This window comes from Lactobacillus gigeriorum DSM 23908 = CRBIP 24.85 (genome assembly GCF_000296855.1).
In the GTDB taxonomy this organism is placed as follows: Bacteria; Bacillota; Bacilli; order Lactobacillales; family Lactobacillaceae; genus Lactobacillus; species Lactobacillus gigeriorum.
In genome coordinates this window covers 1-15405 of record NZ_CAKC01000059.1, presented here as the reverse complement: position 1 = coordinate 15405, position 15405 = coordinate 1, and the positions used below count along the sequence as shown (strand labels likewise).

The 15405-nt window shown below is 35.7% G+C and carries 16 protein-coding genes; 12 read left to right on the top strand and 4 right to left on the bottom strand.

Annotated elements, in window-relative coordinates; translation table 11 throughout:
• From BN52_RS05485 to BN52_RS05435, 11 genes are all read left to right on the top strand, one after another.
• Positions 1–558 (top strand): NUDIX hydrolase, encoded by a 558-nt coding sequence (locus BN52_RS05485; RefSeq protein ID WP_008473347.1) that lies wholly within the window; start codon positions 1–3, stop codon positions 556–558.
• Positions 559–560: 2 nt separating this feature from the next.
• Entirely contained in the window at positions 561–863 is a 303-nt protein-coding gene (locus BN52_RS05480; RefSeq protein WP_008473346.1) for a hypothetical protein, read from the top strand.
• 18 nt (positions 864–881) lie between these two features.
• Entirely contained in the window at positions 882–1577 is a 696-nt protein-coding gene (locus BN52_RS05475; RefSeq protein WP_008473343.1) for a 5'-methylthioadenosine/adenosylhomocysteine nucleosidase, read from the top strand.
• Between the two features lies 1 nt (position 1578).
• Positions 1579–2733 (top strand): cysteine desulfurase family protein, encoded by a 1155-nt coding sequence (locus tag BN52_RS05470; RefSeq protein ID WP_008473342.1) that lies wholly within the window; start codon positions 1579–1581, stop codon positions 2731–2733.
• A gap of 48 nt (positions 2734–2781) precedes the next feature.
• Positions 2782–3123, top strand: a complete 342-nt coding sequence (locus BN52_RS05465; protein ID WP_008473341.1) for a DUF1831 domain-containing protein — start codon at positions 2782–2784, stop codon at positions 3121–3123.
• A 4-nt stretch (positions 3124–3127) separates the two neighbouring features.
• Complete coding sequence (mnmA, locus tag BN52_RS05460) at positions 3128–4255, top strand: tRNA 2-thiouridine(34) synthase MnmA (protein ID WP_008473340.1); 1128 nt, start codon at positions 3128–3130, stop codon at positions 4253–4255.
• 91 nt (positions 4256–4346) lie between these two features.
• Positions 4347–5159: a Cof-type HAD-IIB family hydrolase gene (locus tag BN52_RS05455; RefSeq protein ID WP_008473339.1), complete on the top strand. Its 813-nt coding sequence runs from the start codon at positions 4347–4349 to the stop codon at positions 5157–5159.
• 25 nt (positions 5160–5184) lie between these two features.
• Positions 5185–5844, top strand: a complete 660-nt coding sequence (locus BN52_RS05450) for a histidine phosphatase family protein (protein ID WP_008473338.1) — start codon at positions 5185–5187, stop codon at positions 5842–5844.
• On the top strand, positions 5844–6482 hold the full coding sequence (locus BN52_RS05445; RefSeq protein ID WP_008473337.1) for a tetratricopeptide repeat protein: 639 nt from the start codon (positions 5844–5846) through the stop codon (positions 6480–6482). Before BN52_RS05450 ends, BN52_RS05445 begins: the two co-directional genes overlap by 1 nt.
• Positions 6475–8844, top strand: coding sequence for an SF1B family DNA helicase RecD2 (gene recD2, locus BN52_RS05440; RefSeq protein ID WP_008473335.1), 2370 nt, complete (start codon positions 6475–6477; stop codon positions 8842–8844). Before BN52_RS05445 ends, recD2 begins: the two co-directional genes overlap by 8 nt.
• A gap of 281 nt (positions 8845–9125) precedes the next feature.
• Complete coding sequence (locus tag BN52_RS05435; RefSeq protein ID WP_008473331.1) at positions 9126–9497, top strand: DUF1828 domain-containing protein; 372 nt, start codon at positions 9126–9128, stop codon at positions 9495–9497.
• 67 nt (positions 9498–9564) lie between these two features.
• Here the strand turns inward: BN52_RS05435 and BN52_RS05430 are convergent, their stop codons facing one another.
• The 4 genes from BN52_RS05430 to def all read right to left on the bottom strand — a co-directional run bounded on the left by BN52_RS05430 (position 9565) and on the right by def (position 13189).
• Positions 9565–10524 (bottom strand): diacylglycerol/lipid kinase family protein, encoded by a 960-nt coding sequence (locus BN52_RS05430; protein ID WP_008473330.1) that lies wholly within the window; start codon positions 10522–10524, stop codon positions 9565–9567.
• Between the two features lie 49 nt (positions 10525–10573).
• Positions 10574–12253: a ribonuclease J1 gene (rnjA, locus tag BN52_RS05425; protein ID WP_008473329.1), complete on the bottom strand. Its 1680-nt coding sequence runs from the start codon at positions 12251–12253 to the stop codon at positions 10574–10576.
• A gap of 4 nt (positions 12254–12257) precedes the next feature.
• A complete protein-coding gene (locus BN52_RS05420; RefSeq protein ID WP_008473328.1) occupies positions 12258–12479 on the bottom strand; it encodes a DNA-dependent RNA polymerase subunit epsilon in 222 nt (73 codons plus the stop codon).
• Between the two features lie 155 nt (positions 12480–12634).
• Positions 12635–13189, bottom strand: a complete 555-nt coding sequence (gene def / locus BN52_RS05415) for a peptide deformylase (RefSeq protein WP_008473326.1) — start codon at positions 13187–13189, stop codon at positions 12635–12637.
• Between the two features lie 249 nt (positions 13190–13438).
• Between def and typA the strand changes: the two genes are divergently transcribed.
• Positions 13439–15283 (top strand): translational GTPase TypA, encoded by a 1845-nt coding sequence (gene typA, locus BN52_RS05410; RefSeq protein WP_008473325.1) that lies wholly within the window; start codon positions 13439–13441, stop codon positions 15281–15283.
• Positions 15284–15405: the final 122 nt, after the last annotated feature.

Here is a 15405-nt window from a genome sequence, read left to right as displayed (position 1 = left end):
ATGGAACTGAATGAAACTGAAATTTCTTCAAAGCAAATTTTTTCGGGAAGAATTGTTGATTTATCTGTCAGAACTGTTGAACTACCAAATGGTGAAACAGCAACGAGAGAAATTGTTAAACATCAACCAGCTGCTGGTGTAATTGCAATCAATGATCAAAAACAGATGTTGTTGGTAAAACAGTGGCGTGAACCGATTAAAGCAGTGACATTAGAAATTCCAGCTGGTTTGATTGATGAAACCGATGTCTCTCCATTAGATGCGATGAAACGTGAACTTAACGAAGAGGGTGGCTACAAAGCGGAATATTGGGAAGAAGTTTCAAAATTCTATTCATCAGTTGGTTTTTCTGATGAATTAATGTATCTTTTCTATTGCGATACATTGACAAAAGTACAAGATAAACGACCTTTAGATGAAGATGAGTTCCTAGAAGCTGAATGGTACAGTTTAGCAGATCTAAAGAAGCTGTTAGCTGAAGGTAAGATCGTAGATGCAAAAACTGTGTTAGCAATTATCTTTTGGGAGAATATGCTTTTGACTGGAGATAAAGATTAAGCATGACAGAAAAACGATCAGATTATCGTAAAAGGCAACAAACCAAGAAAACTAGGGCTTTCTTTAAAAATATAAAGTCTGCATTTAGTGAAAATGATGAAGTTAGCGATGAAACTGAACTTGAACAAGACGACCGTCGACCATTAGCAGGAAATGCTGAAGAAGTCAACGTCATTGATGATGACGCTAAAAAAATAGTATCAAGTGAAGATCAAGCTTTAAAACTGAAGAAAAAGCTAAATTGTGTTATCTTTATCTTAGTAGTACTAATCGCACTAGTATTATTAGCTTTGTTTAAATTATAGAAATAGATCGAGGTAATAATGAAAATTGCAATAATTGTGCCTATGGAAATCGAGGCAGAATACTATCGAAACAATTTTCATTCAGGAAAAAAAGAAATGTTCGGATCGACTGTATTCGAACATTTTTCTGTTAATGAAAATGATGTGTATATTGGATTAAGTGGCATAGGAAAAGTTCAAGCAGCAATGAATTTAGCTAGTTTGCTAGCTTGCCAAAAAATTGATCAAGTCTTTTTGACGGGTTCTGCAGGGTCAATGGATCCATCAGTCCATAAAGAAGATGTGATCTTAGTAAATTCATTTGCTTACCACGACGCTCATAATACGAATGCTGGGGATTATGTGGAAGGACAAGTTCCTGGACAACCAGCTCGCTTTATGTTGGATTCAGCGCAAAGAGCAGATTTTGCAAAATATTTAGTCGATAATGGCGTAGAATTTCATGAGGGCCTAGTGGTGACTGGAGATTCATTTATTTCATCCCAAAAACAGAAAGAAAAAATTAAGCATGATTTTCCGGATGCACTTGGTGTTGAAATGGAAGGTGCAGCTTTTGCGCAAGTTGCGCGGCAATTCGATGTACCATTTGTAGCTTTACGTGCAATTTCTGATAATGGTGATGAAAGTGCAGAAGAAGATTTTGATGTTTTTGTAAAGAGGGTCGGTGCTAAAGCGGCCACATTGATTTCTGATTATATAGAAAAGATGAAGTAATTTGGCGGAGATATATTTAGATAATGCTGCAACTACCCCTATGTCAGATGGAGTTATTGATGTAATTACCTCAGAGATGAAAAACGACTTTGGAAATGCATCTAGCACATATGAACTGGGGAGACAAGCTAGAAGAACGATTGATCAGGCAAGACATGAAATTGCTTCTGAAATAAATGCCAAGGATAACGAAATTATTTTTACTTCAGGTGGATCTGAAAGTAATAATACAGCTATTTTTGGTGTTGCTCATAGTCGATCATATCTTGGAAAACATTTGATAACTACAAAAATAGAGCATCCCTCAGTATTAAATCCAATGCGTCAACTTGAAAAAGAGGGCTTTCGTGTTACTTACCTTAATGTAGATGAAACTGGTCATATAAGCTTAGATGAATTAAAACAAGCGTTAACTGATGATACTATTCTTGTTTCTATTATGGCGGTAAATAATGAAGTTGGTGCCATCAATCCGTTGGCCGAAATAGGCGAAATAGTTAAACCAACTAACGCATATTTCCATGTTGATAATGTACAAGGGATGGGTAATATAACCATTGATGTTAAAAAAATGGAAATTGATTTATTATCTGTCTCAGCTCATAAGATAAATGGACCAAAATTCTTAGGCTTCTTGTATGAACGACAAGATCTTGATCTCCCTAGTTTGATTATGGGTGGGGAACAAGAAACAAAACGACGTGCTGGAACAGAAAATGTTCCGGGAATTGCAGGTTTTGGCGAAGCGGTTAAGGAACTAAAAAAAATCGATCGAAATGAGCTACAATTAAAGTATCAAAGTTTCCAACAATGTATATTGGATGAACTTGATAACGCAGGGGTGAAATATCAAATTAATGGTGGTGTAGGACAAAATGTCTCGCATCATGTGTTAAATCTAAGGATAAATGGTGTTTCAACAACTGTATTACAAACTAGCTTAGACTTGGCAGGTTTTGCTGTTTCTGGTGGTTCAGCATGTACGGCTGGTTCATTAGAACCATCTCATGTATTAATTGCATGTTTTGGCGAAGATTCGCCGAGAATTAACGAATCCATTAGAATATCGTTTGGCCGTTATACTAGTTTAGATGAAGTTAAGGCTTTTGCTGAAGCTTTAAGCAAGTTAGCAGTAAAAAGACAAGCAAAAAAATAGCTTGCTTTCAAAAAGAAAGTAACTTATTATTAATAAGTGAGGTTAATTATGGCAAATATTGTTATGATCAATGGTGATAATCGGCGATTTACATTAAACCCTGATTTAAAATTGTACGCATTAATTGATGTTGGCTTTGTAAAGACAGCAAAAGGCAATTTTAATTATGAACATCCTTTGTACAATGATTCTCCATACAATGCACCGACTAAGTTAAAGATGACAATTAACAAGGATTTAAGTAATTTGACAATGGTGATCACTGATCGAAACGGTTTGCAAAAGGTAAATATTTTTAAGAATAAAGCTTTGGCGCCAACAGTTGAATTACTAGATTTTATTTTAAAGGATTTAATTGAGCGCAAAATACTTGTTCAAGTAGAGGATTGATTGAATGGTCGATAATAGCAAAATCAGAGTTGTCGTTGGTATGAGTGGTGGCGTTGATTCGTCAGTTGCTGCTTTGTTATTGAAAAATCAAGGTTATGATGTAATCGGCGTTTTTATGAAAAACTGGGATGATACCGATGATTCTGGTGTATGTACGGCAACTGAAGATTTTGAAGATGTAAAAAAGGTTGCTGATAAAATAGGGATCCCTTATTATTCCATCAACTTTGAAAAAGAATATTGGCATCGAGTATTTGAATATTTCTTAGACGAATATAAAAAGGGTCGTACGCCAAATCCTGATATTATGTGCAATAGTGAAATCAAGTTTAAATCATTCCTAGAATTTGCAATGGATTTAGATGCAGATTATATTGCCATGGGTCACTATGCTAAAACAGTTACTGATGCAAACGGTATAACGCATATGATGAGACCAAAGGATGGAAATAAAGATCAAACCTACTTTTTAAGTCAACTTAGTCAAGATCAGATTAAGAAAGTTATTTTTCCTTTGGCTGACTTAACCAAACCACAAGTTCGTGAGATTGCATTGGCAAACGGCCTTGCTACTGCAAAAAAGAAGGACTCTACTGGTATCTGTTTTATCGGTGAAAGAAACTTCCGTAAGTTTTTAAGCGAATTTTTGCCTGCTAAATCAGGTAAGATGGTAACTGCTGATGGTACAGTAGTTGGTGAACATGCAGGGTTAATGTACTATACAATTGGTCAAAGATCTGGTTTAGGTTTAGGTTCAACAAAAGAATCAACTGATCCTTGGTTCGTTGTAGGAAAAGATTTGGACAAGAATGAATTGATTGTTGAGCAGGGATATGATAGCCCATTATTATATGCAGATCGGTTAACTGCAAGCGATATGTCATTCTTTACAGGTAGACCTAAAGAAGATGTTGAATTTCATTGTACGGCGAAGTTTAGATACCGTCAGTGCGATTTAGGGGTAACTGTTCAATATCATGCAGATAGCAATACGGCTGACGTTTACTTTGATGAGCCTGCTCGTGCAATTACTCCAGGTCAAGCTTTGGTGCTTTATGATGGTGATGAATGTCTTGGCGGTGGCAATATTGATGCTGCTTATCAAGAGGCTCGTCAGCTTCAATTAGTTTAGTATTATAGTCAACTCGTTAAAGAGTTGGCTTTTTTGTTTGCTTGCTTAATGATAGACTGATAGTAGTATGTTTTTTTAGAGGTATTGAAAGATGTATAAATTAGTTGCATGCGATTTAGATGAAACTTTGTTAAGTGATGATACCCATGTTTCAGAAGAGAACAGATACGCAATTAAACAGCTACATAAGAAGGGTATAAAATTTGTTTTAGCAACAGGAAGAGGCTATCGCTCAGTCCAACAAACACTTCAAGAAATCGGGCTCGCCAATTTAGCAGATGAATATGTAATTTCATTTAACGGTGCTTGTATCACTGAAAATAAAAATAATCGTTTGATTGAATTTTCCGGTCTAGAGCTTCCAATTGCGGAAAAATTATATAGGATTGGACAGAAATACGATGTGTGCATCCATGTGTATACGAAAGACGTTGTATATGTCTATAATATGAATCAAGATGAACGAGAATATATGACAGGTCGGCATGAATTTGTTGAAATTACAGACAAAACTCTAGAATTTTTAGATGGAGCTTCAATTGCTAAAGTAATCTTTGGCAATACGGATCAAGCCTATTTGCAAACTATCGAAGCAGAATTAGGTACTTTGGCACAACAGCTAGATATTTCGTATTCATCGAATCGATATTTAGAATTTAACCAAAATGGTATTAATAAAGGCTATGGGCTGATGAAACTAGCTGGGCTTTTAGCTATAGATGCCAAAGAAACAATGGCTTTAGGTGATAACTATAATGATCTTTCTATGATAAAAGTGGCTGGTTTAGGTGTTGGCATGAAAAATACTAATCCTGGTATGAGAGCTGAATGCGATTTTATTACTGAAAATGACAATAACCATAATGGCGTTGCCGAAGCGCTATCTAAGTTTATTCTTGACTAATAATTCAGATTGAAGGGGAATAGAATTGAAGTTTTATTTTGTAAGACATGGAAAAACGGAATGGAATTTAGCTAGAAGATTGCAAGGTGGTCATGGAGATTCACCATTGTTGGAGGAGAGCTACCGTGATATTGCTAAATTAGGAACCTATTTAAGTGGAGAAAAATTTAAAGCGATTTATTCAAGCCCATTACAACGTGCGTTTAATACAGCTCAAGCTGTTGATAAGGCAATGAATGCTAATTTATCAGTCATTATTGATGAACGCCTACGCGAGTTTGATTTGGGAAAAATTGAAGGTATGAAATTTGAAGATGCTGAAAAATTGTATCCAAGTACCATAGATAACTTTTGGCATCATCCTGAGAAATATGATGCCAAAGCAATTGAAGGGGAAAGCTATCAACATGTGATTGCAAGAGGTAAATCGTTTGCTAAGGAAATAGCTCAAAAGTATCCTAATGAAAATGATAAGGTGTTAGTGATTAGTCATGGAGCAGCTCTTTCTGCAATCATGGGAGGTTTAATGGGTTATCCTCTTAAGGATATTCGAAAAAATGGCAGTTTGAATAATACGGGGTTAACGATCTTAGAAACTAATGATTTAGGCGATAGTTTTAAAATAGTAAAGTGGAACGAAACTAGTTATTTAGATCGAAAATTATCAGAAACGGATTCGTTATAATGAAGCAAGATGATAAAAAAAGAAAACAAATTGAGCAACAAGTGCATCAATTAATAAAAAAAATTGACCAAGATCCGCATAATACTGAAAATTATTTAGAATTATCTAGTCTTTTAATTGAAGGTGGTAGTTATGAACAAGCACAAAGCCTCTTGGAAAAGGCTAATGGATTAGTTAGTGATCCAAGTAATTTAGCTTATAATTTAGCTGTTTGTCATTATCTTCAAGGAAATTTTGATCAAGCGTTAAAGATCCTAGACCAGTTGCCTAATGATGATTATACCTTGTATCAGAAGGCGTTGGTTTTCTTTAAACTGAATCAAACGCAGAAAGCTTTGGCTTATGCCATGACCATCAAAAATCGAGATAATAAGACCCATGAATTAATTGGCGATATTTGGCTGAATTTAGGTGAAATGCAGCAGTCTTATCAAGCATTTCATGCAATTCCTAAAGAACAAAGATCGGCTAAAGTTTTATTTTTATTAGGCCTTACAATTTTTGAAAAGGACCGTGAAAAGGCTAATTCATATTTTAAGTGTGCTAAAAAATTGGATAAGCAGTATTACGAAACGGCTAAAGAACAATATTTAGCGATTCTAAGTATGTTGAAATCCCAAGGTAAAGATCATGACTGAATTTGTTGGAAAAGTAAACAGTATCGTTTTTGAAAACAATCAAGATTTATTCAAAATCTTAGATGTTGAAATTGAAAATACCCTTGAAGGCTATCCTCGAGCTGAAATTAAGGTAACAGGTAATTTTGGTGATATTAAGTTATCAGGAAGTTATAGATTTTCTGGGAATTTAATCATGCATGATAAATTTGGCTTACAATTTAAAGCTGAATCATATCAACAATTTTTACCTAATGAAGAAGGTGGCCTTGAACGATATTTGAGTTCGGATAAATTCCCTGGAATTGGTAAAAAGGCAGCCCAAAAAATCATTTCAGAACTCGGTGTAGATGCGCTAAAGATCCTTAAAAACAATCCTGCTAAAATTTCTGAGTTACCGTTAAATGCAAAACAGCGAGATAGCTTATTGTCCGGCATTAATAAAATAGACTCATTTTCTGAAACAATCTTAAAGTTAACACAATTGGGTCTTAGGAAAAAAGTAGCCAATAGACTGTATCAGTTATATCAAGGATCAACGCTAGAAAAAATTAAAAAGGATCCATATCTACCAATTTCATTGGTTTCAGGATATGGATTTAAAACAGCGGATATTATTGGAAAAGATTATGGAATCGAAAATACAGATGTTCGTAGAATATCAGGAGCAATTTTTCAAGTATTATTAAATACTTTAACAAATGACGGAGATACGTATGTTTCATTGAGTGTTTTGCTACTTGAAGCAAGTAAGCTTCTTGGTATAAATCAGTATGATCCGATTGCTGAAGCAATTAATGAGCTTCAAGTGGCAGGAAAAGTGATTGTAGATGATGATGTAGCTATCCTTGCTAATATCTATCAATCAGAATATCGAATTGCACAAAAACTGAAACAACTGGTTGAACGTCAAGATGAAGCAAGCGAGTATACTATAGCTGAAATTAATCGTGAAATTGACTGGGCAGAAGATCAATTAGATATAAAGTATGATAAAACCCAGAGACAAGCGATCATAAATGCGGTTAATTATCCAATTTCGATCTTGACTGGTGGTCCCGGAACGGGAAAGACCACGATCATTAATGGAATTATTTTGGTATTAAGAAGACTAGCACAAATCCCAGCTTCAGCTTTATATAGTGAAGATCCGCCTTTTTTATTAGCCGCACCTACTGGTAGAGCAGCAAAAAGAATGGGTGAAATAACGGGAATTACTGCCAAGACCATTCACCGCTTACTAGGGATGGGAATTGGCGATCCTAAAATTGCTGATTTAAACGAATTAAATGGTGAATTGCTAATAGTTGATGAAATGTCAATGGTTGACATGTTTTTATTTGAACAATTATTATCGGCCATAAATTTAACAAGTCATATTGTCTTTGTAGGGGATAAGGATCAGTTACCTTCTGTAGGAGCGGGTAATGTTTTTGCTGATTTGATTAAGTCGAAAGCATTTCCTACGACTATTTTGACGCAGATTCACCGGCAGGGGGATGATTCAACTATTATTACTTTAGCGCATGATATCAATGAAGGAAATAGCGATGAGCGTATATTTAACAAGACTAAGAACTATTCCTTTATTCCCTGTCAAACAGCACAAGTAAGCGAAGCCGTGGGGCAAATTGTTAATTTAGCTTTAAAGAAGGGCTTTGAAAAAGATGATATTCAGGTTTTGGCTGCAATGTATCATGGAAACGGTGGAATTACTAAGTTAAATGATGTTGTTCAAGATATCATGAATCCAATTTCTGGTAAACAAAAGAAGCTAATTGCGCATGAAGAAGAATTTAGAATTGGCGATCGTATTCTACAATTGCAAAACAATCCTGAAAAAGATATCTATAACGGTCAAATAGGGAAGATTATCAGTATTGATGAAAAATCAGCCAAGCGGTGTATGGTTGCTAATTTTGATGAACGCGAAGTCACGTTTTCTAAAAATGATTTGACCGATTTAACACGAGCATATGCAATTACGATCCATAAGTCACAAGGATCAGAATTTCCATTAGTCATTTTAAATTTAACCATGCAAAACTACATGATGCTAAAACGTAATTTGCTCTATACCGCAATTACAAGAGCAGAAAAGAACTTAGTTTTAGTTGGTGATCCTAAAGCATATATTGCAGCAATAAATACACCGGGGAATGATCGTAAAACTGGTTTAACAGACAAAATAAGAGTAGCGCTCGAATTAGAAAAGAATCCAGATAGTGATGAGCAAAGTAAGAATGAAGATTCAATTGAAGCTAAGAAACTTGATGATTCTTCTCAAGAAGATAAAGATTTTGTTCTGACAAAAGAGAAGATATACTCTGGAGCAATCGATCCAATGATTGGTATGAAGGGAATAAGATTACAAAGACAATAAAAAAAGGCCATAGGGCCTTGGATGAATAAAAATACAATATTTTAGTGTTTATTTTTCACTTTGATTGGCACTACTTGTGGCTTAGGAACTACAACAGTACTAATAGCAAGTGCACCTAAAATTAACATAGATAATAAAGCAAGTATAATCATTGGAATAACCTACCTTTCTAACTGATGGATTACATTTTAAAGTTTAAGTTTGAAGTTTTTATGTAGTAAAGGTAAGGTAACTGTTAAGTTTTTCTTATTATTAATAGTAGTGACAGAAGGGTATTGTTTATGGATCTCGAAAAATTAATGGATGAAACTCAACAATGGGTTTTGAGGAATATGGATGTATTGTCTATGCCAGATAATACGATTGAAGTTGCCACTTTTCAAATTGATTCTTTTGGGGATACAATTTACTGTTTTGTAGAAGAAAAAGATGGTTATTATCGGGTCTCTGATGATGGTAGGATGCTATTTAAATTAGATCCCGGTCAAACCAATCAAGAATTATATGAAACAGCTGCAGAAATAGCCGTTAATTCAGGATATTATTTTGATGAAGATGTCTGTGAAATTTACGCAGAAGTTGAGGAAGATGATGTTGCAAATGCAGTAATGAGACTAGCACAACTACAATTAGCCATTTCATATCTGGGATAAAACTAAAAAAGCTTGGAAATTTACATGTTTAGTAATGTAAATTTCCAAGCTTTTTGATTTAGAAAAATTATTTGATCAAATTAAAATGATCAACTTTAAATTTTACATGAAATGGCAATTTATCAGCACTATCTTCACCATCAATTTGACAAAATTCTGGTTTAGAAGTTGAAATTTCAATTTCATCAGCTTTTATGACATGGAATTGAGGATCATTGATTTGTGAACCATCACGTAATATTTTGCTGAATAACTTGATAAACTTTGACCAACTCGGTTTTTGTACGATGGCTAACCAAAGTTGATGATCTGTAACTGTAGCTTGAGGCATAATTGCAACTCCCCCTCCAAAATAGGGATGGTTAGTAGTTGTAGCCATATATACATTATCGTATTGCCAGATCTCATCTTTTGCTTTGATAGTTACAGAAAACGTATCTTGTTTTTTAAGTACATTGATAACGTTGAATTTGTATATTAAACTACCGAAATTTATCTTATTTAGAGCATTTTTTAATCGTTGACGATTGCTTTGATGAACTACGTAAGCGTCAAAGCCAATCCCAAAGTTATTCACGAAATAAGATCGCTGAAGCAATTCCGAGTCGCGCTTATAACCTTCATAGCTACCACAGTCGATTTGTTCAGGCTGAGGATTATTTAAAAGCTTTTGAATAAGACTTTGTAAATTGGTTGAAATTTTTGCCCCTCGAGCAAAGTCATTGCCAGATCCAGCAGGAATGTAAACAATTGGGGTTTCAGGATGACTGGAAGTTTTGATACCATTAAGAACATCGTTCAAAGAGCCATCTCCACCAATAACAGTTAGGTACTCATTTGACGAATGGAGTTCATTACCGTATTTTCTTGCAATTGAAATAAAAGCACTTGGGTAGGGACTAACTTCCGTATCATAGGGTATTTTATGATCTTCAAGCAGATTTTCCAATCTACTAAACATTCTGATTGATTGACCATGTCCTGCTATTGGATTCAATAAAATGTGTAAGCTGATAGAATTATTCATGAACAATAAACAAGTCTAGGAGTTACCCTAGACTTTTCTTTCTATAAAACTATTTCTTTTCAATTATCATTGGTAAGATCATTGGACGTCGCTCGGTTTTAGAATATAGAAAATCTGAAAGATTATCTATGATTGCTTTCCGAATGTCACTGTCTTTTGCTTTATCTGGTTTAGCCATTTCAGTTTTAAGAACATGGTAGACATGCTTTTGAGCTTGACTGATGAGTTCAGTGGATTCTCTCATGTAGACAAATCCACGACTCAAAATATCTGGCCCAGCTAAAACACGTTTATGCTTATAATCAACTGTTGCAACAGCAACAACTAAACCTTCTTCTGATAAAATCTGACGATCGTGAACAACAACATTGCCCACATCAGCAGTACCAGATGTATCCACATATACATCTCCAGCAGGAATATGGCCAGCAATTCTTGCTGAATCAGGTCCAAAACAAAGCACTTCACCGTTGCTTAGGACAAACGTATGATCAGCAGGTACTCCAGCTTCTTGAGCTAATTCAGTATGGATAACCTGCATCCGATATTCGCCGTGAACAGGAATCATATACTTAGGCTTAGCTAATCTTACCATCATCTTTAATTCTTCTTGGCCACCATGTCCTGAAGTGTGGACGTTATTTACGCGTCCATGAATCACATTAGCGCCACCTTCCATCAATTTGTTGATAAGATGGTTTACACTTAAAGTATTTCCAGGAATTGGATTAGAAGAGAAGATTACAGTGTCATTTGGCTGTAAACGAATTTGACGGTGAGTTCCGTTGGCAATTCGTGAAAGAGCAGCTAAGGGTTCACCTTGAGACCCAGTACATAAGATCATAGCATTTTCGGGAGCAGTTCGATTGATTTCTTCAGAATCAACAAGTAATCCTTTTGGTAAATCAAGGTATCCAAGATCAATTCCGTTTTGAACACCGTTTTCCATGCTCCGACCAAAAATTGCTACTTTTCTGCCAGTATCAATTGCTGCTTGAATTGCTGTTGAAACACGATATAAATTGGAAGCAAAAGTAGCAAAAATTATCCTACCTTTAATACCAGTAATAATATCGTGAAGTGATTTGGCAACGAACCGCTCTGATTTGGTAAACTGCTGAACTTCAGCATTAGTAGAGTCGGATAGCAAAGCTAAAACGCCTTCGTCACCTAGTTTAGCCATTCTCTGAAAATCAGGAGCAGGTTGATCCATCACAGGGGTAAGGTCAAACTTAAAGTCTCCTGTAAAGACTACGGCGCCAAGCGGTGTATGAACCGCAATTCCCAAAGTATCAGGGATGGAGTGAGTGGTTCTGAAGAAGCTTACACTCAACTTGTTAAATTTAAGTACTGTATCTTCGTGTTCTTCATGAACCTCTGTAGTATCCAAAATACCATGTTCTTCTAATTTACCTTTGATCAAAGCAAGAGCAAATGGCGTAGCATAAACTGGAATTTCCGGAATCTTTTCAAGTAAGAAGGGAATACCACCAATATGATCTTCGTGCCCATGACTTACAACTAATGCCTTAATTTTTTTACGATTCTTAATTAGGTAAGAATAATCAGAAATGACATAGTTGATACCTAAAAGGTTATCTTCAGGGAATTTGATACCACAATCCATGATGACGATTTCATCTTGGTATTGCACACAATACATATTTTTGCCGATTTCGTGTAACCCCCCGATTGCAAAAACGGCAACTTCATTATTCTTAATGCGCACGAAATTACTTCTTATCGAACGACGTCAATTTAAAATCAGCGTGTTCTTGCTCGTATTTAAGCGAGTTTCCAGTTAATTCTTGGATGAGTTCAATGTTGTAGGGGGTATTATCCTCAACCAAGGTACGTGCTTCGACTTGGTTGTCAGCCTCCATGTAAAGAGTTTGAGTAGTTTCTCTACGTGGGTTAACAATCTTGTCTTTTTGATACAAAACTTTGTAGATCATAATTATAATCTCCTTATTTAGTTGTAAAATTGTTCGATAAAGTATTTGCAAAAATACTTAATAGCTATTAAAAGTCTATCATATTTGAACTATCAAGTATAGAATGAGGTTTCTGCAAAAAAGAAAAAGTCTGGAAACCCCAGACTCAAATAAAGTTATGAAATAACAATAGTATCTTCTTCCAAGTGGAAAGGATTTTGTTTATTAATCCGATCATAGAAGAGGTGACCATTCAAATGGTCAATTTCATGGCTAGCAACAATTGCTGGATAATCCTTTAGGCGAATTGTTTTTTCTTCACCATCAACAGTAAAGTAGTGAATGGTTAATTTATCTGGACGAGGAACATAACCATCAATTTCCTTATCAACGCTTAGACAACCTTCTCCTTCGCTTAGACAAACTTGTCTGACTGATTCGGAAATGATTTCTGGATTAACAAACGTTTCTTTGAAAATAATATTTCCTTTGTCATCGGGAACCAATAATGAAGCCATTTGTACACCTTCACCAACTTGAGGAGCAGCTAAGCCAACGCCAGCTCTCAATTGATGTTTTTTAGCTATTTCAGGATCTTGGGAATTAATTAAGTATTCCATCATATCCTTTGCTAGTTGTTGATAGTGATCATCTAATGGAAAAGACAATGGTTTAGCGACTTCTCGTAACACTGGATTGCCATCACGAGTAATATCCTTCATTAAAATCAATGTAATTACCTCTTTTTAGTGTTTTATGCATATTTTATACGTTTTATTGACAAATTATAATCTAGCACACTTTTTTGCAAAAATTCAAGAAACATTTTAACTAAATCGTTGACCCTAATAATAGTAGGTGGTAAAATCAATCAACGAAACCATAGAGAAAATGAAGCACTTCGATATAGCGCGTGTAGTACGCTACCGAAACTGTGACGAGGTCACAGTTTTTTTATTGAAGACTGGGGAGGAATACTTTTGTCAGAAAAAAGAAGAGACGATCTTAGAAACATTGCGATTATTGCTCACGTTGACCACGGTAAGACAACTTTAGTTAACCAACTTTTAAAGCAATCCGATACTTTACCTGAGCACTTGAATCTTGAAGATCGTGCAATGGACTCAAACGATATTGAACGTGAACGTGGTATAACTATTCTTTCAAAGAATACTGCTGTTAAGTATCACGATACTACTATCAACATTCTTGATACACCAGGACACGCTGACTTTGGTGGAGAAGTTGAACGTATCATGCACATGGTTGATGGATGTTTACTTTTAGTTGATGCCTATGAAGGAACAATGCCACAAACTCGTTTTGTTTTGAAAAAGGCACTTGAAGCTGGAGTTAAGCCAATTGTTGTAATTAACAAGATCGATCGTCCAGGTGCTCGTCCTAAGGAAGTTCTTGATGAAGTTCTTGAACTCTTTATCGAGCTTGGCGCAAATGACGAACAGCTTGATTTCCCAGTAGTTTATGCTTCTGCCTTGAATGGTACTTCATCTTATGATGCTGATCCTGCAAAGCAAGAAGAAACTATGGACCCAATTTTTGATACTATTATTAAGAGTATCCCTGCTCCAATTGATAATGTTGATGAACCATTGCAATTCCAAATTACAATGTTGGACTGGGATGACTACGTTGGTAGAATTGGTGTTGGACGTATCTACCGTGGTCAAGTTAAGGTTGGGGACAACATCACTGTTATGAAACGTGATGGTTCAACCCAAAACTTTAGAGTAACTAAGTTATTTGGTTACTTTGGCTTGAAACGTAATGAAATCAAAGAAGCCAAAGCTGGAGATATTGTCGCAATTAGTGGTATTAACGACATCTTTGTTGGTGAAACAATTGCTTCAGCTGAAAAGCCAGAGGCTTTACCATTCTTGAAGATAGATCCACCAACTTTGCAAATGGACTTTGTTGCTAATGACTCACCATTTGCAGGTCGTGAAGGTGATCAGGTTACTCCAAAGAAGCTTGAAGACAGATTGATTCGTCAAACTCGTACAGATGTTTCTTTGAAAGTAGAACCAACTGATCAATTAAATGCTTGGACTGTTTCTGGACGTGGTGAATTACACTTATCGATTTTAGTTGAAGAATTGCGCCGTGAAGGCTTTGAATTGCAACTTTCACGTCCTAAGGTTATTTACCGTGAAATCGATGGCCAAATGTGTGAGCCATACGAATCAGTGCAAGTTGATACACCAGATGAATATGTAGGTTCCGTTATTGATTCACTTTCACAAAGAAAAGGTGAAATGCAAAATATGGAATCAACTGGTAACGGTCAAACTAGATTGATCTTCTTAGTTCCATCACGTGGTTTAATTGGTTACAACAACGAATTTATGTCTCAAACTGGTGGGTACGGAATTATGAACCACACATTTGAAGCTTACAAACCTGTTGTAAAGAACTGGGAACCAGGACGTAGAAATGGTGCTTTAGTTTCAATTAACCAAGGTCAATCAACGACTTATTCATTGCAATCAGTTGAACAACGTGGTGTCTTGTTCATTGGTGCTGGTGTTGAAGTTTATGAAGGTATGATTGTTGGGCAATCAAGTCGTGAAAGAGATATTGCTGTTAATGTAACTAAGGGTAAGAACTTGACTAACACCCGTGCTGCTGGTAAAGACCATGCTGCCGCAATCAAGACTCCAAAGAAGCTTACTTTAGAAGAAGCTATCGAATTCTTGAATGACGATGAGTACTGTGAAGTAACCCCACAATCTGTAAGATTACGTAAGAAGATTTTGAATACTTCTGAAAGACAAAAGGCTGATAAGAAGCGTAATCGTGCTAACTAGTACTAAAGAAGGAATCATCGATTAAGATGGTTCCTTCTTTATTTGTGTGTCGGGCATGACATTTCATCTAGTCTAGTGAAAGTCTAGACCACGGGTAGTTGTCGCCAAGTGTAGTGAACCAC